The 26,219-nt window shown below is 72.9% G+C and carries 21 protein-coding genes and 1 pseudogene; 9 read left to right on the forward strand and 13 right to left on the reverse strand.

Annotated elements, in window-relative coordinates; translation table 11 throughout:
- From pgi to AB0412_RS07240, 3 genes are all read left to right on the forward strand, one after another.
- A partial coding sequence (gene pgi / locus AB0412_RS07230; protein ID WP_366401512.1) for a glucose-6-phosphate isomerase occupies positions 1–1,017 on the forward strand: 1,017 nt, incomplete at its 5' end.
- 6 nt (positions 1,018–1,023) lie between these two features.
- Entirely contained in the window at positions 1,024–1,908 is an 885-nt protein-coding gene (gene gnd / locus AB0412_RS07235; protein WP_366401513.1) for a phosphogluconate dehydrogenase (NAD(+)-dependent, decarboxylating), read from the forward strand.
- A gap of 6 nt (positions 1,909–1,914) precedes the next feature.
- On the forward strand, positions 1,915–2,499 hold the full coding sequence (locus tag AB0412_RS07240) for a histidine phosphatase family protein (RefSeq protein WP_366401514.1): 585 nt from the start codon (positions 1,915–1,917) through the stop codon (positions 2,497–2,499).
- Positions 2,500–2,524: 25 nt separating this feature from the next.
- On the opposite strand, the gene AB0412_RS07245 is transcribed toward AB0412_RS07240, so the two are convergent.
- Positions 2,525–4,321, reverse strand: coding sequence for a TIM barrel protein (locus tag AB0412_RS07245; RefSeq protein ID WP_366401515.1), 1,797 nt, complete (start codon positions 4,319–4,321; stop codon positions 2,525–2,527).
- Between the two features lie 35 nt (positions 4,322–4,356).
- The gene (locus AB0412_RS07250) at positions 4,357–5,247 is read right to left on the reverse strand and encodes a shikimate dehydrogenase (protein ID WP_366401516.1); all 891 of its coding nucleotides are present in this window, start codon (positions 5,245–5,247) and stop codon (positions 4,357–4,359) included.
- 142 nt (positions 5,248–5,389) lie between these two features.
- Here AB0412_RS07250 and AB0412_RS07255 point away from each other — a divergent pair, with 142 nt between their 5' ends.
- The 3 genes from AB0412_RS07255 to AB0412_RS07265 all read left to right on the forward strand — a co-directional run bounded on the left by AB0412_RS07255 (position 5,390) and on the right by AB0412_RS07265 (position 8,973).
- A complete protein-coding gene (locus tag AB0412_RS07255) occupies positions 5,390–6,055 on the forward strand; it encodes a TetR/AcrR family transcriptional regulator (RefSeq protein ID WP_366401517.1) in 666 nt (221 codons plus the stop codon).
- Positions 6,056–6,263: 208 nt separating this feature from the next.
- Positions 6,264–7,622: an MFS transporter gene (locus AB0412_RS07260; protein WP_366401518.1), complete on the forward strand. Its 1,359-nt coding sequence runs from the start codon at positions 6,264–6,266 to the stop codon at positions 7,620–7,622.
- A gap of 121 nt (positions 7,623–7,743) precedes the next feature.
- On the forward strand, positions 7,744–8,973 hold the full coding sequence (locus tag AB0412_RS07265) for a serine hydrolase domain-containing protein (protein ID WP_366401519.1): 1,230 nt from the start codon (positions 7,744–7,746) through the stop codon (positions 8,971–8,973).
- Positions 8,974–8,992: 19 nt separating this feature from the next.
- On the opposite strand, the gene ribA is transcribed toward AB0412_RS07265, so the two are convergent.
- Positions 8,993–9,652, reverse strand: coding sequence for a GTP cyclohydrolase II (ribA, locus tag AB0412_RS07270; RefSeq protein WP_366401520.1), 660 nt, complete (start codon positions 9,650–9,652; stop codon positions 8,993–8,995).
- Between the two features lie 41 nt (positions 9,653–9,693).
- On the opposite strand from ribA, the gene AB0412_RS07275 reads away from it, so the two are divergent.
- A complete protein-coding gene (locus AB0412_RS07275) occupies positions 9,694–10,554 on the forward strand; it encodes a creatininase family protein (RefSeq protein WP_366401521.1) in 861 nt (286 codons plus the stop codon).
- 602 nt (positions 10,555–11,156) lie between these two features.
- Here the strand turns inward: AB0412_RS07275 and AB0412_RS07280 are convergent.
- From AB0412_RS07280 to AB0412_RS07300, 5 genes and pseudogenes are all read right to left on the reverse strand, one after another.
- Positions 11,157–12,233: pseudogene (locus AB0412_RS07280) on the reverse strand (lysylphosphatidylglycerol synthase transmembrane domain-containing protein); the annotation flags it as partial.
- On the reverse strand, positions 12,230–13,381 hold the full coding sequence (locus tag AB0412_RS07285; RefSeq protein ID WP_366401522.1) for a class I SAM-dependent methyltransferase: 1,152 nt from the start codon (positions 13,379–13,381) through the stop codon (positions 12,230–12,232). The gene AB0412_RS07285 and the pseudogene AB0412_RS07280, both read right to left, overlap by 4 nt.
- Complete coding sequence (locus AB0412_RS07290; RefSeq protein WP_366401523.1) at positions 13,378–14,577, reverse strand: glycosyltransferase family 4 protein; 1,200 nt, start codon at positions 14,575–14,577, stop codon at positions 13,378–13,380. Before AB0412_RS07290 ends, AB0412_RS07285 begins: the two co-directional genes overlap by 4 nt.
- Entirely contained in the window at positions 14,574–14,972 is a 399-nt protein-coding gene (locus AB0412_RS07295) for a 6-carboxytetrahydropterin synthase (RefSeq protein ID WP_366401524.1), read from the reverse strand. Before AB0412_RS07295 ends, AB0412_RS07290 begins: the two co-directional genes overlap by 4 nt.
- A 164-nt stretch (positions 14,973–15,136) precedes the next feature.
- Entirely contained in the window at positions 15,137–16,114 is a 978-nt protein-coding gene (locus tag AB0412_RS07300) for a dehydrogenase (protein ID WP_366401525.1), read from the reverse strand.
- A gap of 108 nt (positions 16,115–16,222) precedes the next feature.
- Here AB0412_RS07300 and AB0412_RS07305 point away from each other — a divergent pair, with 108 nt between their 5' ends.
- Positions 16,223–16,987 (forward strand): CDP-alcohol phosphatidyltransferase family protein, encoded by a 765-nt coding sequence (locus AB0412_RS07305; protein ID WP_366401526.1) that lies wholly within the window; start codon positions 16,223–16,225, stop codon positions 16,985–16,987.
- A gap of 190 nt (positions 16,988–17,177) precedes the next feature.
- Here AB0412_RS07305 and AB0412_RS07310 read toward each other — a convergent pair whose 3' ends face one another.
- From AB0412_RS07310 to AB0412_RS07330, 5 genes are all read right to left on the reverse strand, one after another.
- Positions 17,178–18,413 (reverse strand): MFS transporter, encoded by a 1,236-nt coding sequence (locus tag AB0412_RS07310; protein ID WP_366401527.1) that lies wholly within the window; start codon positions 18,411–18,413, stop codon positions 17,178–17,180.
- Positions 18,410–20,215, reverse strand: a complete 1,806-nt coding sequence (locus AB0412_RS07315; protein WP_366401528.1) for an ABC transporter permease subunit — start codon at positions 20,213–20,215, stop codon at positions 18,410–18,412. Before AB0412_RS07315 ends, AB0412_RS07310 begins: the two co-directional genes overlap by 4 nt.
- Positions 20,216–20,218: 3 nt before the next feature.
- Positions 20,219–21,721 (reverse strand): ABC transporter substrate-binding protein, encoded by a 1,503-nt coding sequence (locus AB0412_RS07320; protein ID WP_366401529.1) that lies wholly within the window; start codon positions 21,719–21,721, stop codon positions 20,219–20,221.
- Positions 21,722–21,726: 5 nt separating this feature from the next.
- Positions 21,727–22,263 carry a GNAT family N-acetyltransferase gene (locus AB0412_RS07325; RefSeq protein WP_366401530.1) on the reverse strand — a complete coding sequence of 179 codons (537 nt, stop codon included), beginning with the start codon at positions 22,261–22,263 and terminating at the stop codon, positions 21,727–21,729.
- A 245-nt stretch (positions 22,264–22,508) separates the two neighbouring features.
- Positions 22,509–23,048 carry a hypothetical protein gene (locus tag AB0412_RS07330; protein WP_366401531.1) on the reverse strand — a complete coding sequence of 180 codons (540 nt, stop codon included), beginning with the start codon at positions 23,046–23,048 and terminating at the stop codon, positions 22,509–22,511.
- Between the two features lie 307 nt (positions 23,049–23,355).
- Between AB0412_RS07330 and AB0412_RS07335 the strand changes: the two genes are divergently transcribed.
- Positions 23,356–26,208 (forward strand): ABC transporter substrate-binding protein, encoded by a 2,853-nt coding sequence (locus AB0412_RS07335; RefSeq protein WP_366401952.1) that lies wholly within the window; start codon positions 23,356–23,358, stop codon positions 26,206–26,208.
- Positions 26,209–26,219 lie beyond the last annotated feature (11 nt).

Genomic DNA, 26,219 nt, shown 5'->3' on the forward strand with positions numbered 1-26,219 from the left:
AAGACGTTCACCACGATCGAGACGGTCACCAACGCCACCTCGGCACGCGGCTGGCTGCTGGGCGCCCTCGGCGATGAGAAGGCGGTGGCCAGGCACTTTGTCGCCTTGTCGACGAACGCGGAGAAGGTCGCCGAGTTCGGGATCGACACGGCGAACATGTTCGAGTTCTGGGACTGGGTGGGGGGCCGGTACTCCTACGACTCGGCGATCGGCCTGTCCCTGATGATCGCGATCGGGCCGGAGCGGTTCCGTCAGATGCTCGACGGGTTCCATCTGGTCGACGAGCACTTCCGCACCGCGCCGGCGGAGGCCAACGCGCCGCTGCTGCTGGGCCTGCTGGGCGTCTGGTACAACAACTTCCTCGACGCGCAGTCGCATGCGGTGCTGCCGTACTCGCACTATCTGTCGAAGTTCACCGCCTATCTGCAGCAGCTGGACATGGAGTCCAACGGCAAGTCGGTGGACCGGCAGGGCCGCCCGGTCGGCTGGCAGACCGGGCCGGTGGTGTGGGGGACCCCGGGCACCAACGGGCAGCACGCCTACTACCAGTTGATCCACCAGGGCACCAAGCTGATCCCGGCCGACTTCATCGGCTTCGCCGAGCCGGTCGCCGAGCTGAGCGGTGAGCTCACGGCGCAGCACGACCTGCTGATGGCGAACTTCTTCGCCCAGACCCAGGCGCTGGCGTTCGGCAAGACGCCGGATGAGGTGCGGGCGGAGGGCGTACCCGAGGAGCTCGTGCCCCACAAGACCTTCCGCGGCAACCACCCCACCACCACCATCCTGGCCCGGGAGCTGACCCCGTCGGTGCTGGGCCAGCTGGTCGCGCTGTACGAGCACAAGGTGTTCGTGCAGGGCGCGGTGTGGGACATCGACTCCTTCGACCAGTGGGGCGTCGAACTCGGCAAGGTCCTCGCCAAGCGCATCGAACCCGCCCTCACCGAAGGCACCGACGTACCCGGCCTCGATCCGTCCACGGCCGCGCTGGTGGCCGCCTACCGCGAAATCAGGAAGTGAACTGACATGCAGATCGGTCTTGTTGGTCTCGGCAAGATGGGCGGCAACATGCGCGAGCGCCTCCGCAACGCCGGCCACACCGTCGTCGGATACGACACCAATCCCGAACTCTCCGATGTGCCCAGCCTGGCCGACCTCGTGGACCGGCTCGACAGGCCGCGCGCCGTCTGGGTGATGGTCCCCGCCGGCGGCCCCACCCAGCAGGTGGTGGACCGGCTGGCGAGTCTCCTCAAGCACGACGACATCGTGGTCGACGGCGGCAACTCCCGGTGGACGGACGACGAGAAGCACGCCAAGGAGCTGGCGGCGCGGGGCATCGGCTTCGTCGACGCCGGTGTCTCCGGCGGCGTCTGGGGGCTGGAGCACGGCTACGCCCTCATGGTCGGCGGCGACAAGGAGCACGTGGACCGGCTCAAGCCGATCTTCGACGCCCTCAAGCCGGAGGGACCGTACGGCTACGTCCACGCCGGGAAGGTCGGTGCCGGGCACTTCGCGAAGATGGTCCACAACGGCATCGAGTACGCCATGATGCAGGCCTACGCCGAGGGCTGGGAGCTGCTGGAGAAGGTGGACTCGGTGGACAACGTCCGCGAGGTGTTCCGCTCCTGGCAGGACGGCACCGTCATCCGGTCCTGGCTGCTGGACCTCGCGGTGAACGCGCTCGACGAGGACGAGCACCTGGAGAAGCTGCGCGGCTACGCCGAGGACTCCGGTGAAGGCCGCTGGACGGTGGAGGCCGCGATCGGCAACGCCGTGCCGCTGCCGGCGATCACCGCGTCCCTCTTCGCCCGGTTCGCCTCCCGCCAGGACGACTCGCCGCAGATGAAGATGGTCGCGGCGCTGCGCAATCAGTTCGGCGGGCACGCCGTCGAAGCGGCGAAGAAGGCGTAACGGGCCGTGGGGGACCTGTTGCTGGCCCGTCACGGGGAGACGGAGTGGAGCAGATCGGGCCGGCACACCGGCCGGACCGATCTGCCGCTCACGGCCGCCGGGGAGGACCAGGCCACGTCCCTCACCCCGCTGCTGGCGGGCCGGCGTCTCGCGCTCGTGCTGACCAGCCCGCTGCTGCGCGCCCGCCGCACCGCCGAACTGGCCGGCCTGCCCGACGCCGTGACCGACCCGGACCTGCGCGAGTGGGACTACGGCGCGTACGAGGGCGTCACCACCGCCGAGATCCAGCGCACCCGGCCGGGCTGGGACCTGTGGACCGACGGGGTGCCGCCCGGTCCGGAGCTGCCCGGTGAGTCCCCGCAGCAGGTGGGCGAGCGGGCCGACCGGGTGCTGTCGCGGGTGACGGGCGCCCTGGAAGAGGGCGACGTGCTGCTCGTGGCCCACGGCCATCTGCTGCGCGTCCTCACCGCCCGCCGCCTGGGCCTGCCGCCGCGGGAGGGCAGGCTGTTCCGTCTGGAGACGGGCACGCTGTGCCGCCTGTCACTGGAACACGGCCGACCGGTGATCGCGGAGTGGAACACCCGGCCCTGACCCCGGCCTCACACCGCTGCGGCGCTCAACCCCCCGCACTCATCTGCACCGCGTGCTGCGCCGCCAGGCGCACCGGCGCGTTGCGGGCGCCGTAACCGCGGTGGCCGCCGTCGCGCTGGAGGAGTTCGAAGAAGACGCGGCCGACGGTGAGGGTGTAGCAGTGGAGCAGGACGCCGTGGGCGTCCCGGTCGTAGAGGATGCCCAGCTCCCGGTAGGTCTCCAGCTCGCCGTCGGGGAGTTCGTGCCGGGCGGCCAGGTCGTCGTAATAGTTCGCCGGGACGGGCAGGAGCCGGCCGCCCGCGTCGCGGAAGCGGCGGGCCGCGGTGACCACGTCGTCGGTGGCGAGGGCGATGTGCTGGGCGTGCACGGTGCCGTCGGTGGGGGCGGCGGCCACGCTGAGGGCGATCCGGACGGTGCCGTCGGTGTTGCTGACGGCGCGGCTGCGGCGCAGGCCGTAGGGGTCGGCGACATCGACGCTGTCCTCGGCGCGCAGTCCGAGCACAGTGCGGTGGAAGAGGGCCGCCTCGTCGAAGTGGTGCCAGGGCTGGGTGAGTGCCAGATGGTCGATGCCGCACACCAAGGGGCTGGCGGGAGGGTGCTCGGTGTCGTCGAAGTCGGCGCGCCAGTCGGCGGGCGGCGGTCCGCAGAAGAACAGTTCCGTGCCGTCGGGGGCGGCGACCGCGTCCAGCGGGACGTCCCCGGGGGCGCGGCGGCGCGGCAGGACGGGCGCGAGCAGGGCCTCGGCGCGGCGGGCGGCTCCGGCCGGGTCGGGTGACGTGAGGCCGACGGCGGCGAGCCGGGCGCCGTCACGGCCTGCGGCCGCACCGGTGTTGACGAGGATCCGGGCCTCGCCCTGCTCCCACAGGTCGACGGGCTTGCCGCGGTGGCGGGCGGCGCGGGTGAAGCCCAGCGCGCCCAGCAGTCCCGCGAGGGGTTCGGCGTCCGGGGTGACCAGTTCGGCGAAGGCGACACCGGTGGGGACGACGGGCGGGGGCGGTGCGGCGAGCCCCGCCTCCTCCTGGAGGGCCAGCAGTGAGCGGCGGGCGTCCACCGCGGTCGGGCCGGCCTCGGCCTGCCGGAAGACGTCGTTGAACACCTCCAGGGACAGCGGCCCCGTGTAGCCGGCGCGCAGCACGTGCCGGACCAGCCCGGCGACGTCGAAGCCGCCCTGGCCGGGGAAGCAGCGGTGGTGGCGGCTCCACTGCAACACGTCCATCGCGGGCAGCGGGGCGTCGGCGAGCTGCAGGAAGAAGATCTTCTCGCCGGGGATGTCCTCGATTCCTTCGAGGTCCTCGGGTTCAGAGCCGCGGGAGAGGATGTGGAAGCTGTCCAGGCAGGTGCCGAGCGCCGGGTGGTCCGCGGCCTCGACGATCCGCCAGGCGTGGTCGTACGTGTTCACGTGGCGGCCCCAGGCCAGCGCCTCGTAGGCGACCCGGATACCGAAGTCCTGTGCCAGGTCGGCGAGTTCGGCGAGCTGTGCGGCGGCGAGGGTGTCGTCGTCGACGGCCGCCGGATCGACGCTGGAGCAGACCAGGACGGTGTCGGCGCCGAGGGCGCGCATGAGCTCGAACTTGTGGCGGGCGCGCCGCAGGTTGGCGGCGAACAGCTCACCGGGCACCGCCTCCATGTCCCTCAGCGGCTGGTAGAGGTCGACGGTGAGGCCGAGGTCGGCGCAGCGGGCGCGGATCTCGGCCGGGCCGAGGGGGCTGGCGAGGAGATCGTTCTCGAAGATCTCCACCCCGTCGAAGCCGGCCCGGGCGGCGGCCGTGAGCTTCTCGGTGAGGGTGCCGCTGAGGGAGACGGTGGCGATGGACGTGCGCACGTCGGTACCTGCCTTGGAGTTCGGTGCCCGGTCGGCTACTTGACGGCGCCGACGGGGCCGGTGAGTGCGGTGAGGTCGGCGAGCATCCGGGCGCTGTCGGGTTCCCGCCCGGTGAACAGGCGGAACGCGTCCACGGCCTGGAAGGCGGCCATGCCGCCGCCGTCCAGGACGGCGCAGCCGGCCGCGCGGGCGGCGCGCAGCAGCTCGGTCTCCAGCGGCCGGTAGACGACCTCGGCGACCCACAGCCCGGGACGCAGCAGCTCCACGGGCAGGGGCATCCCGGGGTGGGCGGCCATGCCGGTGGGAGTGGCGTGCACCAGGCCGCCGCTGCCCTCGGCGTCGGCGAGGAGCCGTGGCAGCCGGTCCGGGTCCGCGGCGGCGGCGCGCCCCGCTCCGAAGGCGCGGTTCAACGAGGCGGCGAGGTCGGCCGCCCGCTCGGGCAGGGCGTCGACGACGGTGACGCGTTCGGCGCCGAGGGTGAGCGTGGCGTGGGCGACGGCCGCACCGGCACCGCCCGCACCGAGCTGCACCACTCGCTCCAGGGGCGCGTCGGGCAGTCCGCGGGCGAAGGAGGCAGCGAAGCCGGTGACGTCGGTGTTGTGCCCGACGGCCCGGCGGCCCCCGTCCTCGAGGACGACGGTGTTGACCGCGCCGAGCGCCTCGGCCTGCGGGTCGAGGGCGTCGAGATGCTCCAGGACGAGCCGCTTGCACGGGTGGGTGATGTTGAGCCCGTCGAAGCCGAGCAGCCGGGCGGCGCGCAGCAGCTCGCCCACCGACTCGGGCGGCAGGCCGAGGGTGTCGAGGTCGAGGAGCCGGTACAGCAGGCGCAGGCCCTGGCGGTCGGCCTCCCGCTGGTGCAGGGCGGGGCTGAGCGACGGGCCGATGCCGGAGCCGATCAGCCCTACGAGATACGAGTCCTTGAGCACCGCGGACCTCCAGAACGGGCAACTAATGTACGAACTAGTACGTTAGCTATATCAGCCGTCGGCCGGTACCGGAAGCCCCGCCGGTCCGGGGACGCGCTGCTTCTACAATCACCGGCACCGGCCCCTCGCCCGAAGGAACTCCATGACCAGCGTCGAAGAACCCGCGCGGCCCGGCGAGCGCATCCGTGACGCCGCCCGCACCAGGGCCGAGATCCTCGACGTGGCCACGCAGGAGTTCGCCCGGGCCGGCTACGACGGGGCCCGCGTCGACGAGATCGCCGCCCGCACCCGCACCACGAAGCGGATGATCTACTACTACTTCGGCGGCAAGGAGCAGCTGTTCACGGCCGTCCTGGAGCGGGCGTACGGCGTGATCCGCGAAGCCGAGCAGCAGCTGGACGTGGACCACCTCGACCCGGTGGCGGCCATCCGCCGGCTCGCGGAGCTGACGTTCGACCATCACGAGCGCCACCCGGACTTCATCCGGCTGGTGAGCATCGAGAACATCCACGGCGCCCAGCACATCGCCGCCTCCGGGAAACTCGGCCGGATGGGCTCGCCCGCACTGGACGTGATCGGCCGGATCCTGGCCGCCGGGCGGGAGTCGGGCCTGTTCACGGCGGACGTCGACGCCGTGGATCTGCACGCGATGATCAGCTCGTTCTGTTTCTTCCGCGTGTCCAACCGGCACACCTTCGGCGCCCTGTTCGGCCGGGACCTCGTGGACCCCGCGCAGCGCGAGCACTACCGGGCGATGCTGGGCGACATGGTGATCGCGTACCTGACGGCGGAGCGCACGGCGGACTGACCGACGCCCGGCCCTTCGTCGAAACCGGGGCGACGCACCCCCTTGACACGACGAACGGTCGAGCGCAGCATCCCTACCCAGCCGCTACTAACTATCCAGTGGGTTAATTAGCGCTCCGGCTCGTTGATCAACGCTCCGGCTCGAGTTGCACGTCTCTCCCCTCCGCTCGTCCTCCGCCTACCGTGGAGTCCCCCCGAAGGAGCCCGCCGTGTCCGTCCCCGCCCCGCCCCGCGACGCCTCCCCGCCCGGACAGCCGAGGAAGGCCGCGACCGCCGCCTGGATCGGCAGCGCGCTCGAGTACTACGACTTCTTCATCTACGGCAGCGCCGCCGCGCTGATCTTCCCCGAGGTCTTCTTCGACGAGTCCGACCCGGCGACGGCGACCCTGCTGTCGCTGGCCACGTTCGGGGTGGCGTACGCGGCCCGGCCGCTCGGCGCGCTGTTCCTCGGGCACATCGGCGACCGGCTCGGCCGTAAGAAGATCATGGTCTTCACCCTGATGCTGATGGGCCTGTCGACGTTCCTGATCGGCTGTCTGCCCACCCGCGACCAGGTCGGCACGCTCGCCCCGGTACTGCTGGTGCTGTGCCGCGTGCTGCAGGGCATCTCGGCGGCCGGTGAGCAGGCCAGCGCCAACTCGATGACGCTGGAGCACGCGCCACCGCACCGGCGCGGCTTCTTCACCAGTTTCACCCTCAGCGGCACCCAGGGCGGGCAGCTGCTGGCCACGCTGGTGTTCCTCCCGGTGGCCGCGCTGCCGGAGGAGCATCTGCTCTCCTGGGGCTGGCGGGTGCCGTTCTGGCTGAGCGTCGCGGTCGCCGTCGTCGGGTACGTCATCCGCCGGAAGCTGGACGAGACGCCGGCGTTCGAGCAGCAGACGGCCACCGAGGGCGTGGTGAAGCTGCCGCTGGTGGTGCTGATGCGCGAGCACTGGGCGGACGTCCTGCGGGTGGTCGCGGGCGCCCTGATCGCCTCGGTCAGCACGATCTTCACGGTGTGGGCGCTGGCGTACGCGACCAGCGACTCGGTCGGCATGTCCCGCTCGTCGATGCTGTGGGTGGGTGCGCTGGCGAACCTGGTCGCGCTGGCCGCGATCCCGCTGTGGGCCGCCCTGTCCGACCGGATCGGCCGCCGCCCGGTCTTCCTCGTCGGCGCGGCCGGCAGCGCGGGGACGATGTTCCTGTACCTGTGGGCGATCTCCACCGGCAACTACGCCCTCACCCTGCTTCTCGGCATCGTCGCCTTCGGTGTCGTCTACAGCGCCGCGAACGGGGTGTGGCCGTCCTTCTACGGCGAGATGTTCCCGACCCGGGTCCGGCTGTCGGGCGTCGCGATCGGCACCCAGATCGGCTTCGCCGTCGCCGGTTTCGCGGTCACCTTCGCCGCGCGGATCGCCGGCCCTGACGGCGACGACTGGAGCGCGGTGGCCCTGTTCACGGCGGCCCTGTGCCTGCCGCCGGTCGTCGCCGCGATCACGGCCCGCGAGACGCACACCGTCGCGACGGAGCGCCTGGGCGAGCGCCGGGAGCGCCCGGGGAGCCCCCAGCCGGAGAAGGTGACGGCGTGAACAGCGGGACCTGAGCCCTCCGTACCCGCCCCCGGAGCTCTCCGGGGGCGGGTGCGCGTTCCCCCCGGCCGTCAGCGGGGTAGTCCGGACTCACCTCGGTGCACGTGATCGGAGGAGAGCGATGGGAGTGCTGCGGCAAGAGACCGAGCCGGGCGAGGTGGGGCTGGACCCCGGCGCGCTGGAGCGGCTGGACCGGTATGCCGAGCGCGAGGTGGACGAGGGGCGCATGCCCGGGTTCCTGGTGGCCGTCGCGCGGGGCGGGCGGATCGCTCACCTCACGACGTACGGGCTGAGGGACATCGCGGCCGGGCGGCCCGTGGAGAGCGACACGCTGTGGCGGATCTACTCCATGACCAAGCCGGTGACGTCCGTGGGCGCGCTGATGCTCATGGAGGAGGGCCGGCTGGACCTGGACGATCCGGTCGAGAGGTATCTGCCCGCCTTCGCCGAGCCACGGGTCTACGAGAGCGGGACCGGCGACGAGGTCCGCACCCGCCCGGCCGCCGGTCCCCTCCTGATCCGGCATCTCATGACGCACACGGCGGGCCTGACGTTCGGCTTCTATCACACCCACCCCGTCGACGCCCTCTACCGTGCGGCCGGCCTGGAGTCGTCGGTGCCGGCGGGCGCCTCTCTCGCCGAGACGATCGACGTGTACGCGAGCCTGCCACTGCAGTTCGATCCCGGGACGCAGTGGAACTACTCGGTCGCCTCGAACGTCCTGGGGCGCGTCGTCGAGGTGGTGTCCGGGCAGCCGCTCGACACCTACCTCGCCGAGCGGGTCTTCCGGCCGCTCGGGATGACGGACGCGGGCTTCGAGGTCACCGACGAGCAGGCGCCGCGCCTCGCCGAGATGTACGGGGAGACGGAGGACGGCGGCATCGAGCCCGTCGCCGGACTGCCGCTGCGCGGACGTCCGCGCTTCCTGTCCGGCAGCGGCGGCATGGTGGCCTCCGCGCACGACTGGCACCGCTTCATGGAGCTGCTGCGCCGGCGCGGCGAACTCGACGGCGTACGGCTGCTCGCCCCCGAGACCGTCGGCCTGATGACCCGCAACCACCTTCCCGGCGGCGCCGACCTGCGCGCCTTCGGCAGCCGCCCCGCCCACGACGAACCCGGCAACGAGGGCGTCGGCTTCGGCCTCGGCGTCTCCGTCGTCGTCGACCCGTCCCGGACCCAGGCACCGTCGGGACTCGGCACGTACGGGTGGAGCGGCGTGGCCACGACCACCTTCTGGATCGACCCGGGCCGCGACCTGACCGTGCAGTTCTACACGCAGGTGCGGCCCACGTCCTCCCACACCGTCTTCCGGGATCTCAGACGGCTGGTGCACGAGGCGGTGACCGGCTGAGTCCCGCCCCTCGCAGGCGTCAGGACAGGTGCGCCACCGCGTCCAGATGGGGCAGGTGGTGGTCGAGGCGTTCCCGCTTGGTGCGCAGGTAGGTGATGTTGTTCTCGCACGGCGGGATCAGCAGCGGCACCTGCTCGGCGACCTGGATGCCGTGCCGCACCAACGCGTCCCGCTTGCGCGGGTTGTTGGACATCAGCCGCACCGACCGCACGCCCAGGTCCTGCAGGATGCCCGCGGCGACTGCGTAGTCACGGGCGTCCACCGGCAGCCCGAGGGCCAGGTTCGCCTCCACCGTGTCCAGCCCCTCCGCCTGCAGCGCCATGGCCCGCAGCTTGGCGAGCAGACCGATGCCGCGGCCCTCGTGCCCTCTCAAGTAGACGACCACGCCCGCGCCTTCGGCGACGACCGCACGCAGCGCCGAGGCCAGCTGGTCGCCGCACTCGCAGTGCTGGGAGCCGAACGCGTCACCGGTGAGGCACTCCGAGTGCAGCCGGGTCAGCACATTGTCCGTGCCGATGTCGCCGTGGACCAGCGCGACTTGCTCGTCTCCGCGGTCGTGGTCCAGGTAACCGATCGCCTGGAATTTTCCGTACACGGTGGGCAGCGGCGCATTCACGACGCGTTCCACACCGGTCCGCTGCGGAGACTTCTTGGCGAGGACGCCTATTTTTTCTGTCATGATTCTCGAGTTCCTAAGCAGAGACGAAAGGCCGTGAGGACATGAGTGGTTCACAAAAGCGGTCGGCGGCACACGGCCCGGTGCACGGTCTGTTGCCGGCGGACACTACGGATGATGTACGGACGAGGGGCGCCGGCGTCTCACGGCAGGTGGCCGTCCTTCCGGTCGGGAGTTTCGAGCAGCACGGTCCGTATCTGCCGCTGGCCACCGACACGCTGGTGGCCTGTGCGATCGCGCGGGAGATCGCGGACGCGTATCCGGTGCACCTCCTGCCTCCGGTGACCATCTCCTGCTCGCACGAGCACGCGGCCTGGCCCGGGACCGTCTCCATCTCCTCCGTGACCCTTCACGCGGTGATACGGGACATCGCCGACTCGCTGCGCCGGTCCGGCGTGGACGCCCTGGTGCTGGTCAACGGGCACGGCGGGAACTACGTACTCGGCAACGTCGTTCAGGAATCCTCCGCGCGCGGCGAGCGGATGGCGCTCTTCCCGGCCCCGGAGGACTGGGAGGAGGCGCGGGTGCGGGCGGGCGTGGCCAGCTCGCTGCTCACCGACATGCACGCGGGGGAAATCGAGACCTCCGTCCTTCTGCACACGCATCCCGAATTGCTCCGACCCGGTTATGAGACCTCCGATTTCATCGCGGACGACCGACGCCGGCTCCTTACTCTCGGTATGTCCGCCTATACCGATTCCGGTGTCATCGGCCGCCCTTCACTGGGCTCGGCGGAAAAGGGTAAGGCACTTCTGGCGAGTCTGGCGGATTCCTTCGGCGCGTATTTCTCTTTGCTGGCGGGTGGAGTTGACGCCGGTGGGGCGGAGTCCGGTGCGGACGCGGCTGCGGCGGGGGGAGCCGGGGGCCCTGCGGGCGAGGAGCCCGAGGGTGAGGCGCGGGCGTAGCCGACGGCCGGCACGGGACGCGGCGAGCCGGCCGGGTGAGCCGCGTGCCGTGCGCCGGGAGCCTGCGGGCCGGGCGGGGGCCGGTCGGGCGCGGCGCGGAGTGTGCCGCGCGGGTGCGCCGCGCGCCGACCGACCGGGTCCGCGGGTCCGCCGAGTGCCGTGCCGGATGAGGCGAGGGTGTGTGCGGCGCCCCCGGCGCAGGGTACTGAGCGCCCATCAGGCGGCGCGGCGCTGGGCTTCGCCGCGTACTCCGCACCGGGAACCGCAGCCCGTTCACGCGCCGCATCGTGAGCGGCAGGCACGGGAGAGTCGCCCGGGTTCGCCGCCTGCCCCGGGCCGGGACCGGAGGTGGAGGTGGGCGCGGCTGCGACCGGATTCCTCGAAGGCTCCGCGTCGGGAGCCGGCGGCTCATGCGGCGCCGCATCGGGTCCGGTGCTCCAGAGGGGGGCCGTGGCTCGCGAGTCGAGGGGGGTCGCCGTGCCCTTCCCTGCGCGCAGGCCGCCGTACCAGCGGGCCATGAGGACGGCCACGCCGGGCAGGCTCGCCACCAGGCAGAGGACCCCGTAGACCACGGCGACGGCGAGACCCCGGCCCGCGCCGAGGCCGGCGGCGGCGAACGCCCAGGCGGTGACGCCCTCCCGGGGGCCCCAGCCGCCCACGTTGAGCGGCAGCCCCATCGCGAGCAGGGCCAGCACGGCGAGCGGCAGCAACTCGGTCACCGGGGCGCCCGTCCCGGCGACGCGGGCGGCGAGGACGAACATCGCGACGTACCCCGCCAGCACGACGACGGAGGAGACGAGCACGCCCGGCCCGTTGCGTCGGGAGACGAGAGCTTCGCGGGCCTCGGTGAGCGCGCCGCGCAGCGCCCTGCCCCGGCGTGACGGCGGCCGGTTCATGCGCAGCGCGAGGCCGACCGCGCAGGCCCCGAGCGCCGCGAGACCGGCGAGCGGCGCGGCGTGCCGGGCCTCGTCCCGCACCGGGGACGGCAGGGTGAGCAGCACGACCGCCCCGGCGGCGAACAGGGCGAGTTGCCCGGCGGTCCGCTCCAGGACCACCGCCCGCACCCCGCGCCCCAGGTCACCGCTGCGCTGCCCGTGCCGCACCGCGCGATGGACGTCGCCGAGGACTCCGCCGGGGAGCGCCGCGTTGAGGAACAGCGCGCGGTAGTAGTCGGCGACGGCCGCCCCGAGCGGCAGCCGGATCCCGAGGCCCCGGGCCACCAACGCCCAGCGCCAGGCACTGAACACGGTGGTCACCAGCCCGATGCCGAGCGCGGCCAGCACCGTCGGCCCGTCGATCCGGGCCAGCCCGTCCAGGAAGGCGCCGGTGCCCAGCCGCCACAGCAGCACGGCGAGGATGGCGAGCCCGGCGAGTGTGCCGAAGCGGGCGCGCACGGTACGGGTGTTGCACCGAGCGAGCAGACCGCGCACGCGCCCCGCGCCCGGCACGGCACCCGGCCGCGAGGCGTCCGGCCCCGGCCCCGGTGCCGGCCCACTGGGCTCGGCCTGCGGAACGGACACTTCCGCACTTGTCGCCGGAACCTTCGACTCGTCCCGGGCACCGAACTCCCGGGCCGGCACCTCCACCTCAGCCGTCTGAACCCGAACCACCCGCGCAGCCACCGGCACAGACACCTGCGCGCCCGTGTCCCCCGTGACCCGGCTCGTATGCACGCTCATGCCGCTCCGCCCGACGGCCGGCACAGGGCGAGCAGGTCGGTGTGGTGGACGACGACCCGCAACTCACCGGCCCAGCATGCCTCCAGGCGCTCCGTCAGATACGCCTCGGCGCGTTCCTTCAGCTCCGGGCGTTCCTCCACCGCCGCGCCGACCCAGCCCCGTAGCCACTGCTCGGTCAGCGCCGCCTGCTCGGGGCCGAGTCGCCAGGGGCTCGGATGGAGCCGTACGGTCGCGCCGTGGGCGGCGAAGGCTTCCGCGGCCACCGTCGCCGCGTCCGGGCCGAGCAGCCCGCCCCGGCGCTGGTGGGCGTTGAACGCCTCGGTGATCTCCTGGTCCATCGCGTGCGGCGCGGTCAGTTCGACGCGTCCGGCGACCGACAGCGTCAGCAGTGCCGGGCAGCCGGCCCCGGCGCAGGCCGCGGCGAGGGCGTCGACGTCCTCGCAGGTGAGGACGTCGAGCAGCGCGGAGGCCGTCACCAGGGAGGCTCCGGCCAGCGCGTCCGGGGTGAGCCGGGCCACGTCACCGCGCCGGGTCTCGACCGTGACCCGGCTGCCGTCGGCGGACGAGCGCGGGGAGGCGACGGCGGCGAAGTGCAGCAGGTAGGGATCACGGTCGTGCAGGATCCAGTGCTGGGCGCCGTCGAGGTGCGGGGCGAGCCAGCGGCCCATCGACCCGGTACCGCAGCCGATGTCGTGGACGATCAGGCCCTCGGAGCGCCGGGGCTGGTTGGCGAGCCGGATGCGCAGCGGGTCGAGCAGCTCGTGCGCACGGGCTTCGGCGTCGGCGGGCTCGCGCAGTTGCAGCCACTCGGGGGCGTACCGGGGCGGTTCCTCGGGTCCGGTCTCGCGCAGACGCAGGGTGGCGCGTTCGCCGGGGCGGGGGGCGGCAGGGCCGGCGCCGGGGATGACGGACCCCGCGGCGGCGGGGCCGGCGCCGGGAATGACGGACCCCGCGGCGCCTTGACGCTCCCGTCCTTCACGTCCCCGGGCTCCCGAGCCGGACGTCGGTGTCCCGGCTCCCCCGGTGTCCCCTTCCCGGCTCGGCACGGTGCCCTCCTCCTTCCCGGACCCGGCGGCGTCCGCGGCATCCCGGGGACCGGGCTGGGCCGGGATCGTCGCGGTGTGCTGGGTGGTCGCCGGCTCGGTCATGCGGCCCTCCGGGGGTCGGTCGGGTCGGTCGGGAGCCGGCGCAGGACCGCTGCCAGGCTCTGTGCGGTGCCGGCCCAGCCGCCGAGCGCGGCGCGCCTGCTGCGTGCGGCGGCCTTCAGCCGGCGGCGGACCTCCGGTTCGCCGAACCAGCCGCGCAGCTCGACGGCGATGGCGGCGGGGTTCTCCGGCGGAACGAGGATGCCGGGCACACCGCCGTCGGGTGCGCGGCCGACCGCCTCGGGCAGTCCGCCGACGTCCGTGGCGAGCACCGGGATGCCCCGGGCGAGCGCCTCGGTGACGGCCATGCCGTAGGTCTCGGCGTACGAGGTGAGGACCATCAGGTCGGCTGCGGCGTAGCTGGCGTCGAGTGCGGCGCCGGACTGCGGTCCCGTCAGCTCCAGCCGGTCCTGGAGGCCGTGTTCGCGGATGAGGGAGCGCAGGTGGGCGACGTACTCGGGGTCCTGGGTGAGCGAGCCGACCAGGGCGCAGCTCCACGGCAGGTCCGCCACCGCGGCCAGTGCCTCCACCAGCCGGTGCTGGCCCTTGCGCGGGGTCACGGCGGCCACGCACAGCAGCCGGGAGACGCCGTCGGTGCCGGGTGCGAGCGGCGCGATGTCGGCGCCGGGCGCGGCGACATGGACGCGGTCGGGGACGAGACCGTGGTGGGCGACGAGGCGGCGCACCGCCCAGTCGCTGGTGGCGACGACGGCCGGCACCGCCCGCAGCACCGCTCGTTCGCGGGCGTCGAGATCGGCGGCGACGGCAGGGTCGAGTCCGGTCTCGTCGCCGAGGGGGAGGTGGACGAGGACGGCCATCCGCAGCCGTTCCGTCTCGGGGACGATGATCTCCGGAACCCCGCAGGCGACGAGCCCGTCGAGCAGGACGACACTGCCGTCCGGCAGATCGCGCAGGGTGCGGGCGAGTTCGCCGCGCGCCGCCGCACCGGGCCGGGGCCAGTCACCGGGTACCGCGTGCCGGTGCACGGCCCAGCCGAACCCGGGCAGGTCCAGGCAGATCCGCCGGTCATAGGCGTTGCCGCCGCTCGGCGCGGCCGGGTCGTCGACGCCGCCCGGCAGCACGAAGTGCACCAAGCGCAGGGACATGGGGATGATCCCGTCGTTCCTCGGAAAGTCCGCCTGCAGGGGAACGTAACTCAGGCGGGCGGTCCCGGCCCGGTCGATGGTCGTGTCGGTCACAGGGCACGCTCGTAACTCGCCCAGGCGATGTGCGATTCGTGCAGGGTGACGGTGAGGCCCGCGATGCCCTTGGCGCCCTCGCCCAGCGCACCCTTGTGGATGCGTTCGGCGAGCCGGTCGGCGATGACCTTGGCCAGGTATTCCGTGGAGGTGTTGATGCCCGCGAAGTCGGGCTCGTTGTCCAGGTTGCGGTAGTTCAGCTCGCCGACGACCGCCCCCAGTTCCTGTGTGGCGAGTCCGATGTCGACGACGATGTTGTCCTCGTCCAGCTGTTCGCGCCGGAACGTGGCGTCCACGAGGAACGTGGCCCCGTGCAGGCGCTGGGCCGGTCCGAAGACCTCGCCGCGGAAGCTGTGGGCGATCATGATGTGATCGCGGACGGTGATGCTGAACAACGGGCGACCCTCCAGGTGCGGCGCGTCTGCCCCCGGCCGATCGCCGCCGGGGATGACGTGTAGTACGGCTGACAGCCTGCCCGTGTTCAGCGTCGGTCACGTCTTTTCTCAGGTCAGGCGCGCTTGTGTCGTCCGCCGGGCCGTTGGGTGGTGTCCTCCGGCTGTCATGGGGCGGCGTACCTCACCCGGTGGCACAGTGCCGGGATCTCGCCGGAGGCGAGGCGGGGCATGACGTCGGGCAGTTCCTCGAAGGGGGATTCGCCGGTGACGAGGGCGTCGAGGGCGGGGTCGGCGAGCAGGTCGAGCGCGAGGGCGAGCCGGTCGGCGTAGCTGCGGTTCGGGCGGGCCGGGGAGACGGTGCCGACCTGGCTGCTGCGGATGGCGAGCCGCCGTGAGTGGAAGGCCTCGCCCAGCGGCAGGCTCACCCTCCGGTCCCCGTACCAGCTCAGCTCGATCACCGTGCCCTCGGCGGCGAGCAGTTCCAGGGCCCGGCTCAGCCCCTGCTCGGTGGCGCTGGCGTGCACGACCAGATCGCAGTCGCCGGCGGCGTCCTCGGGCAGCGCGAAGCCGACGCCGAGCGCCTCCGCGGTCTTCGCCCGCGCCGGGTCGGCGTCGACGAGCTGCACGCGCACGCCGGGGAACCGGGCCAGCAGCGCGGCCACCGAGCACCCGACCATGCCGCCGCCGACGACCGCGATCCGGTCACCGATCAACGGCGCGGCGTCCCACAGGGCGTTGACGGCGGTCTCCACGGTGCCGGCGAGCACGGCCCGCCCGGCGGGCACGGAGTCCGGCACGGGCGTCACGGCGCTCGCGGGCACGACGTAGCGCGTCTGATGCGGGTAGAGGCAGAACACGGTCCGCCCGACGAGCGCCTCGGGCCCCTCCTCCACCACCCCCACATTGAGATAGCCGTACTTCACCGGCGCCGGGAAGTCGCCCTCCTGGAACGGTGCGCGCATCGCCGCGTGCTGGCTCTCGGGCACTCCGCCCCGGAAGACGAGCGTCTCCGTGCCGCGGCTGACCCCCGAGTACAGCGACCGCACCAGCACCTCGCCCTCGCCCGGGTCCGGCAGGGTGACATCCCGGATCTCGCCGCGTCCGGGCTCGTTGAGCCAGAACGCACGTGCGGTGCGGATCATCGAAGTCCTCCTGAACGATCGGGAAGCTGCGCGCGTACCGAGTGGTGCACAGGCCGCGCACAAGGTAGCGGCGTTGATCGACTCTGTCACACGGCCGGAGGATGTTCGGTGGCCCTGAACAACAGTTACGACGCGAGGCTCGTACAGCAGGAGACCGCCGTGGGCGCGGGTCTGCAGATCCTGCTGCTGGCCCTGATCGGTACGGCGATCGGCATGGGCCCGGCGGGCTGGCTGTCCGGCCTCGCGTTCGCGATCGCCACCTGGGCGGTGCTCTCGAGGGCCCTGCACCGCTCCCGGTTGCCCTCCTTCGGGGCGGCGAACCGGGTCACCCTCGGCCGGGCGTGCCTCGTCGGCGGCGTGACGGCGCTGGTCGCCGACTCCTTCCAGGACTCACCGCCCGTCTCCCTGTTCGTCGGCCTGACCGCCGTCGCGCTGATCCTCGACGGCGTGGACGGCAAGGTGGCCCGCAGGACCGGTACGTCGACACCGCTGGGCGCCCGCTTCGACATGGAGGTGGACGCGTTCCTGATCCTGGTGCTCAGCGTGTACGTGTCGATGGCGATGGGCCCGTGGGTGCTGCTGATCGGCGCGATGCGGTACGTCTTCGTCGCCGCGGCCCGCGTCTGGCCCTGGCTGACGGCTCCGCTGCCGCCGAGCACGGCCCGCAAGACGGTGGCCGCGCTCCAGGGCGTGCTGTTGCTCCTGGCCGGCGCGGCACTGCTGCCGCACGCGGTCAACGTCGGCGTGGTGGCCCTGGCCCTTGGCCTGCTGGTGTGGTCCTTCGGCCGCGATGTGCTGTGGCTGTGGCGGACGTCGCGGACGCAGACGGCTCCGGCCGCCGGGCGGGAGGTTCGGGAGTTGGTCGCCGGGTGACTGCCTCCGTCTTCGCCGCTCGGGGGTGCACGGGTCATCGCCGCTCGGGGGTGCGCGGGTCATCGCCGCTCGGGGGTGCGCGGGTTGGTCATCGCGGCTCGCGGGTGCGCTCTGGTCATCGCGGCTCGCGGGTGCGCTCTGGTCATCGCGGCTCGCGGGTGCGCTCTGGTCATCGCGGGATGAGGGACGGTCAGGGCGGGTCGACCCGCCTGGGCAGCAGGAACACGGCGATCGCCGGTATCGCGGCCAGCGCCAGCCACGGCACCGCCGACGGCAGGCCCGCGTCCAGGAGTGTGCCGGTCGCCGAGCTGCCGAGCAGCACGATCAGGCCGGAGACCGAGGACAACGCCCCGGTGTAGAGCCCGAGTCGGCCCTCGTCGGCGAGATCGGGCACCCAGGCTCGGGCGACCGGCGCGACGAGCATCTGGCCGAACGTGAGCAGCACGACGAACCCGCCCGCCGGGACCAGCCCGACGCCCCCCGTCCACCCGGCCGGACGCGCCAGCGCCACAACCGCGAACCCTGCCGCGACCAGCAGCAGCCCGGCCACCATGGACCGCCGCATCGCCAACCGCTCCCCCGCCCACCGCGTGACCGGCAGCTGCGCGGTCACCACCAGCAGCGAGGACACCGCGAACAGCCAGGCCAGCGCGGTCTGCGAACCGGTGGCCCGCTCCACCTCCTCGGGGAGGGCGAGATAGAGCTGGTTGTAGGCGAGCAGATAGGCACCGTAGGCGCAGCACAGGGCAAGGAACGCCCGGTTCCGCAGCACCAGCCGCACCCCGCCCCGTACCGGTGTCCGCATACGCCCGGGGATGCGCTGCGGCAGCAACCACGCGTGACCGGCGAGCACCAGGACGAACACCCCGGCGCCGGCGAGGCAGGCCGTACGGAAGTCGACCGCCAGCAGCAGTGCCCCCAGCAGCGGCCCGACGAACGCCCCCGCCTGCCCCGCCACGGTGAACAACGCCAGCACGCGCGTGCGCGACCCTCCGCCCGCCTCCTCCCACACGACCGCCTGCCGGGCCACCTCGGACTCGACGGCCGGTGAGAACAGGGCGGCGGCGAACCCGATCAGCAGCACCGAGCCGACCACGGTCCACGTCCGCTCCGCGTACCCGAGCCACACGAACCCGCCGATCCGCAGCACGCACCCGGCGAGCACCACGGGCCGGATACCGTACCGGTCGGCCAGCGCCCCGCCCACCACGAACAGCCCCTGCTGGCTGAACGTCCTGAGCCCCAGCACCAGCCCGACCAGCCACCCCGCCATCCCCATGCCCTGCCCCAGGTGCGCGGACAGGAAGGGCAGCACGGCGAAGAAGCCGATGTTGAAAGCGAGTTGGGTGAGGATCAGCAGCCGCAGCAGCGGGGAGAGCCGCGGCCGATCCGGGGCTTCGCGGGGCGGGACGGACAACGAGGTCACCGTGCGCCCACCAATTCCTTGGCGGGCGCGGCCTGTTCCCCTGCCGCCTTCGTGGCCGGCGTGGGCTGTCGCGAGGGCCGCCGCCGCTTGCTCCACCGCACCCCGCCCGTCGAGGTCACCGCCAGCGCACCGAGCAGGGCGAGGACGGCCGCCGGGGCGAGCACGGCCCAGGGGGCGCGTTCGGCGTAGGGCTGGTTCTCGGCGAGCAGCAGACCCCATTCCGGCGACGGCGGCTGCGCACCGAGCCCGAGGAAGCCGAGGGCGGCGAGGGCGAGGGCGACGCCGGGCAGCCGCAGCAGCGCGTGCCGGGTGACGGGCGGCAGCACGGCGGGCAGCAGTTCCCGGCGCAGCAGATACCAGCGGCTCGCGCCCAGCCCCTTGGTGGCCGTGAGGTGCAGGGTGGCGCGCTCCTGGTGCAGCAGCGCGGAGGTGTGCGCGGCGAGCGGCGCCCAGGCGACGGCGGTCACGGCGAGCGCGGGCGTGGTGGTCCCGCTGCCCGCGACGGCGGTGACGAGCAGCGCGCCGAGCACGGGCGGCACGGCGTTCACCGTGTCGGCCACCGGAGCCGACAGCCGGGGTACGAGCCCCAGCAGCACCCCGACACACAGGGCGGCGACGCTGATCGCGAGGGCGAGCAGCAGCGTGTCGAGGGCGCCGTGCCCGACCCGGGCGAGCAGGTCCCGGCCGAGCGCGTCGGTCCCCAAGGGGTGGGCGAGCGACGGTGCTTGCAGCCGCTCACCGGTGTTCAGCGCGAGCGGATCGCGGGGCAGGCCGAGCGCGACGACAGCGATCAGGGCAGCGCCGTAGCCCAGGGGCTGGAGCCGGCGAGCGGGCGGGCTCGGCCGGTGCAGGGTCTGCAGGGCGCCGTCGCGCAGGGCCGGTCCTACGAGCAGGTGGGCGGCGATCCGGCAGACCGCGGTGGCCAGGGCCGCGAGCAGGACCAGAGCCAGGGTGCCCGCCTGGAGGACGGGCAGGTCCTGCGCGAGCGCCGCCTGGAGGGTGGTGCGTCCGAGACCGGGGATGTCGAACACCTGCTCAACGGCGACCGCACCACCGGTGAGCCCGACGACGAACAGCGCGACGTTGGGCAGCAGCGCGGGCACACACCGGCGCACCGCCTGACCTGCGATGCGCCGGCCGGGTATGCCCCGCGCCGCCGCGCTCAGCGCCCACGGCTCGCCGAAGGCGCCGGGCAGCAGATCGTCGAGCAGCCGTCCCAGCACGGCGCCGGCGGGCAGACCGAGGGCGAGTGCGGGCAGCACCGTCCACTGCGGCCCGTACCAGCCGAGGGCGGGCAGCCAGCCCAGCTGCACCCCGACGACCGTGGCGAGCACGGACGCGACGAGGAACTCGGGCAGTGCGGCGAGCATCGCGGAGCCGGTGCCCGGGGCCCGCCGCCCGTCGAGCCGCCGCCGCGCTCCGAGCCGGAGCGTGCGGGCGCAGACGAGCGCGGCGGTGAGAGCGGCGACGACGAGCGCCACGCCCATCAGCAGCAGCGACGCTCCCAGTGCTCGCAGCACATCGGGCATGACCTCGCCGCCGGAGATCCACGACCGCCCGGCGTCCCCGCGCCACAGCCCGCTCAGCCACTGCGCCAGGAGACGCAACGGCCCGGCGTCCAGCCCGAGTTCAGCCCGGATGTCGGCGAGCACCTCGGGCGTGGGATCCCGGTCGGCCGACCGCGCCTTGAGCACGGTCAGCGCCGGATCGGTCCGTGCGAGCCAGGGCAGCAGACCGATGCCGCACACGAGGGCAGCCGCGAGCGCGGTGCGCCACAGGAGTGTGGCCACGTGCTGTCGCATGGCTCAGCGCCGCGTTCCCATGCCGACCAGGGTGCGCTCGTACGGGTCGAGCACCACTCCCCGCACCGAGGTTCCCACCCCGGTGATGACGCGCTGGTGCACCAGCGGCACCACGGCGTCGGTGCCGAGGACGGCGGCCTCGGCTGCCATGGCCGCGTCCTGCCGCTTGCCGGGGTCGGCGGTCCGCTCGGCCTCGGCGACCGCCCGGTCGACGTCCTTGTTGCACAGCTGGGCGATGTTGTAGTCGCCCTCGCAGGTGTAGTCACTCGCGAGCACGGCCACGGGGTCGCCGGTGTCGAGGAGGGTGTTGCGCGCCAGCACGACGGCGTCGAACTTCCCCTCCAGCGCATCGCTTTCGAGTCTCGAGTACTCCCGCACCGTGAGCTTCACCTTGAACCCGGCCTTCTCCAGCTGCTGTTTCAGCACCTGGGCGACCTCGGGCAGCTCGGGCCGGTTGTCGTAGGTGGCGAGGGATAGGGAGGTCCCCTTCGGGTCCTCGGCGCCGGCCCGCCCGACGGGCTCGACCCGCTTGCCGTCGGCCCAGGTCACAGCCGGACCGTAGACGCCGGCGCCAGGGTCGGCATGCCCCTCGTACACGCCCTCGGCGAGCGCGGAGGTGTCGACGGCGGCCCGCGCGGCGGCCCGCAGTCCGGGATCCTCGAAGGGTCCGGAGGCGGAGTTGAGCAGCAGGCTGGTGCTGCGCGTGGTGGCCGTGTCGCGCCGCGTCGCCTGGTCGAGAGTCGCCGCCTGCGCGACCGGCACGGCCTCGGCTATGTCGGCCTCCCCGGTGCGCAGGGCGTTGGCCCGCGCGGATCCGTCGGCGACGAACCGTGCGTCGATCCCGGAGGCCTGGGCGCGCCCGCCCCAGTAGTCGTCGAAGCGGTCCAGTCTGGCGGACGAGGCGCCGTCGACCTCGGTGAGTTCGAACGGCCCGGTCGCGGTGCCGACGGGATCCACCCGTCCGCCCTTGCCGTACGCCTTCTCGGAGAACACGGCGAGGCTGGGGCTGGACAACCGTAGCGGCAGCACGGGATCCGGCTCGGCGGTGCGCACGGTGACGGTACGGCTGCTGCTGTCGGCCTTCGCGGTCAGGTCGACACCGGCCAGGGCGGCGGGCTCGGGCTCGGCCTCGACGGCGTGGGTCAGCGCGCCGGCGACGGCTGCCGCCGTGACCTCGGTCCCGTCCTGGAACCGGGCGTCCCGCAGGGTGAACTCCCAGGTCTTGTCGTCCTTCTGCCGCCAGGACTGCGCAAGGGCGGGCGCGGCCGCACCGTTGGCGTCCAGCGCGGTCAGCCCCTCGGTGACGCCGAGCCGGCTGAGGAGGGTGGCGTCGGCACCGTAGGGCGAGAGCCGCTCGGCGGGCGGGAAGGCGAGCGCGACCCGAAGCCGGGCCCCGCTCTTGCCGTCTGCACCCTCGCCCGTATCACCGCCCCCGGAGGCGAAACACCCGGCAAGCAACGGCGTGAAGGCGAGGACGGCGATAAGCCTCGAACGAAACAGGCGCATGGAACTCACCTCCCCATCGGAATCTCGAAGTGGACGACGCCGTTGCCGCCGCCCGTGTCCTCACGTTCGTCGTGCACGACCTTGCCCAACGACCGCCAGAAGGCCTCGGCCCCCGGCACGGACGGATCCGTGTGCAGATACACGGCCCGGTAACCCCCGTCGGCGGCGGCGAAGTCGAGCAACTCCCCGACCATGCGCCGCGCCAGCCCCCGCCGGCGATGCTCCGGCCGCACATACACCCTCCGCAGCTGCGCGGTCTCCCCGGAGGGGTACCGCTCGGCGAGGTGCTGCGGGTTCGGCGGGTGAGCCGGCCCACGGGAGTCGAGCGCGGCGGTGGCGACGACGTCCTCGTTGTCGGGGTCGAGCGCGACGAGCAGGGTGTGCCGGGGCGGGGCCAGGTAGGCGGCGGCCGGATCGATGATGTCGCCGTGCCATCGGGGCACGTAGCCGGTGCCGAAGTCGCGGTACACGGTGTCGAGCATCACGGCTCGCGCACGGTCGAGGTCTGCGGGGCCGGCGGTCCTGATGCTGTAGCTACGCACTTGCGCATCATATGCATTAAGGCTCCTGGGTGGGTCACGGGGCGAAGGGGTCGGCAGGCCGAACAGTCCATGCAGGCCCAGGCGAGTCCCGGGCAACCGGCAGTCCGGGCAGGGCGATGTGACGAGAGCGGAGGCGCCGGAGGCGCGGCCGTCGACCGGAGAGAAGCTAACCACATGACATTCATTTTCAAAAAGCCGTCCTCTCTCCTTCACCCCTCTCGCCCCTGCTGGGCCGCACTCGCCCCCTACTCCGCTCCCGCCGCATCGAGGAGCCGGACGACGTCCTTGCGCCCGTAGCCGAGGGCGCGCGCCCGATGGGCGGCCATCAGCACCAGATGCGCGACGATCTTCGCCGCCGGTCCGTCCCTGTCGCCGCCGAGCCACTCCTGCGGCTTCTCGACACCCAGGCTGTTCATCACCAGCCCGTGCTCGCGACGGATCTCCGCGACGGTCCCGGCGACCGCGTCCAGCAGTGTCTTCCCCGGCCGCTCACACTCCAGGGCGAAGAACCCCCAGTCGACAGGCGCGCACCCCTGCGGCGGACGCGCCCGCAATCCCGCATAGCGCTCGTCACCGAAGCCCGTGGCCTCGAACTCCTCGTGCACCAGGGAGAACCGGTGAAATCCCGGAGGAACCGGAGGCGGTGGCGGCGTGTACTCCCACCCGGCGTCCTCGTACAACAGCCTCTTCACCTCCTCTGCGTCGGCGTTCGTGACCGTGAATCCGGTGTCGTCGTTGCGCCCGGTCGTCGTTCCGTCGGGATTGCGGTGGAAATGCAGACTCATGACCCGCTCCGGTCGTCGATGTCGTCCGTATCGTCGGTGGACGGGAAATGTCCCCGTCACCGGATCGAACGGACCGCCCGCCGCGCACGTGCCCATATCGCACAGCATCACCCGATCGCGTGACCCCCCCTCTCCGACGGCCCCACCACCGCCTCGACGGACCGCCGTTTCCACGCGGGACGGTTGTCAGGCCTGAGAGTTATCCTCACAAAGCGCTTGTGACACATGTGTCTTACGACCACGGGGGGTGTCCATGCACGGCCGTGACCAGAACTTCCCTCAGGACTGCCCGGGCGGTCACCCGGGCATGTCGACCGAGGCGGGGATCGACGTCCAGCGGCAACTGGAGTCCCTGATCCAGGACTTCCGGACCAGCGATCCCCCGATGCCGGTGATCGTGCTGCACGCAGAGGACTCGGCCGACGACGACCGGGTCACCGAGCTCGTCGACGAGCTGAGCGAAGGACAGCAGCGTCACGGCACGCGCCTGGCCGTGGCCCCGACCGAGCCGCAGCCGGGGGATCTCGATCCGACCACCCGGGCCGCGCGGCTCCTGGTCGACCTCGGCGACTCCAGGAAGTGGGGCGACCGGTCCGCCTCCTACCGGCCCTACTCCTTCCCCCGCCTCAACCTGGTGCGTGCACTCCAGGAGGCCACCGACGACCCGGAGATGCGCGCCCACTGGCCGACCGCCCCCGGCGGCACCCCGGACGGCAACGCCCAGCGGGAGCGGGCCCAGACCCATCTGCTGCGCATCCTCGCCCGGCAGCGCTGGCGTCCCCGCAGACCCTCGCGCCGGCACCGGCAGATGCTGCTCAACGACGTGCAGCAGTTCCTCCCCATGGGCGTCCTGGGTGCCTTCACCGCGCTGCTCACCCGCCCCGAGTGGTACATCGCCGTGCTGGCGGGCATCGGACTGATGATCGTCCTCGCGGGCCTGAACCACGTCCCCGGGCGCGCTCCGCTCTTTCTGTGGCTGCGCAGGGAGAGCCGGTGGTTCCTGACCACGACGTTCCTCCAGTCCGCCGCCCGGCGTCAGTCGACGAGCGTGCGGCTGCTGCGGCCCGTCCGCTCCTGGCGGGCGATAGCGGCCCGCGCCTACGACGTGGCGGAGGCCATGCGCGAGGGCGGCCCGTTCCCCCTCCAGCTGTACGTGCTGGCGCTCTTCGAGGACCTGCGGGACAACCACCGGCGTGGCAGCTGGGATCTGCGGGGCTTCAAACGGACGCGCCCGCCGGTGCTGTTCCTGCGCCGGGCGGGCCGGGAGAACGGCGGCATAGAGCTGATCAGGGCGGTCAGCGACGTCCGCAGCCGGCGCAGCGAGCTCGACCCGCTGCTGATCGTGGCGGGCGTGGCGGCGGACGACGCCGCACTGCTCGACCGGAACCCGGACGCGCCCCCTCCGGCCAACCGGCCCCAGCCCTCGTCCCCGCCGTCGCGCCTGCCTCAGCGACTGCGGCAGTGGTACGACGAATGGGCCGGGAACCTGCGGGCCGACCAGTCGCCGAGCAGGACGAACGCCCTGCCCTGGGTGCTCAGGATCCCCCTGCCCGCCGGCGAGCTGGTGCAGCTGCGGCAGGCCGACTGGCGGTGCGTCAGGGCCGGTCACCGGCCGCCCCTGGCCCGGGTGGTGTGGTCGGCGCACAGCCTGCTCCTCGTCCTCGCGCTGGTGGTCACCGCGGGCGTGGTCCACGCCCGCGAGCTGCACCGGACGTACTGCTCGGCGGGCCTGCTGACCGCCGACCGCGACACCGAGCTGCGTCCCGCGCCCGGTGGGGGCACCGAGTGCGTCGGCATAGCCACCGGGGACGTACGGTTCGGCGCCCATCTGAGGGGCGGAACCACCGGGGAGGGCGAGCGGCTGCGGGAGCTGGAGAGGCTGGTGCGCGCCGAGAACGCCGAGGTGCTGCGCGACCACCCGGACGCCTACGTCACGCTGGTGTACGCGGGACCGCTGAGTTCCTCCTCGGTGGACCCGTCCCTGGTCAAAGGTGCCGAGGAGCTGACCGGCGTGTACCTCGCGCAGCGCGTCGTCAACGAGAACTACACGGTGAAACTGCGGGTGCTGCTCGCCAACGGCGGCGCGGACATGGGACACCAGCGCGTCACGGCCGATGCCATCGCCGAGTACGCCGACCGGGATCCGACCGTCGTCGGTGTCGTCGGTTTCGGCCGTGACCTGCAGAGCAGCCCCGACGTGACGCGTCGGCTGCACGCCGTGGGGCTGCCGATCGTCTCCGGCACCAACTCGGCGACGTATCTGCCGAAGGAGTTCTCCAACTGGTTCAGCCTCGCGGCCCCCGACGAGCACCAGGCCGAGGCCCTCGGTCTCGTCGCCCGGCAGCTGCGCGACGGGGACACGGCCCCGCACGCCCTGGTGCTGGCCCGTGACACCAAGGAGTCGCAGGACCGGTACACCAGTGAACAGGCGCTGTACGGCGGCCGGATGCTGAAGCGGGAGGGCTTCCGGCTGCTGCCCGCGCAGCGCTACCGGGTGGCGAACGGCAAGCCCGAACTGCGGCTGCACGCAGAGAGCATCTGCCGGGGCGAGGACGTTCCCTCGGTGATCTACTTCGCCGGTCGGGTCGAGGACATCGGCCCGCTGATGACGCAGCTGAGCACCGAACCGGGCTGCGCGAACAGGGAGATCTCCATCCTCACGGGTGACGACCTGAGCAAGGCCAGATTCTCCGGCACGGGCGGCCGCGACGGCGTGGCCCCGCGGATCACGCTGTACCACGCGGCCCTGGCCGAGCTGGAGGAGGCCGCGTCCAGGACCGCCTTCTACGAGGACGCCGCCAACTACCTCCCCTGGCTGAAGGACGGACGGGCCACGTACGACGCCGCGGACTTCGCGAGCGGGCAGACGGCCCTCTCCCACGACGCCACGCGCGCCCTGTACTGGGCGGCCAGCCTCGGCGACGTACGCCAGAGCCGCGCCGCGACCTGGGTCAACCTCCGGGACGTCAAGCTCGACGGGATGGCCACCGGGACGATCGACTTCACCGACGCCCCCCTGTACGACGAACGGCACGGCCACAGCATCGTCCTCAAACGGGTCCGGAGAACCACCGAGGGCGTCTCCCGGGCGGAGGTCCTGTGCAGCAGGCCGGCCGGAAGCACCGAGCCGCTGAGCGTGAAGGAGTGCTCCATCGAGTGAGCGGACCGAAG

Source organism: Streptomyces sp. NPDC052012 (assembly GCF_040689265.1).
Taxonomy (GTDB): Bacteria; Actinomycetota; Actinomycetes; order Streptomycetales; family Streptomycetaceae; genus Streptomyces.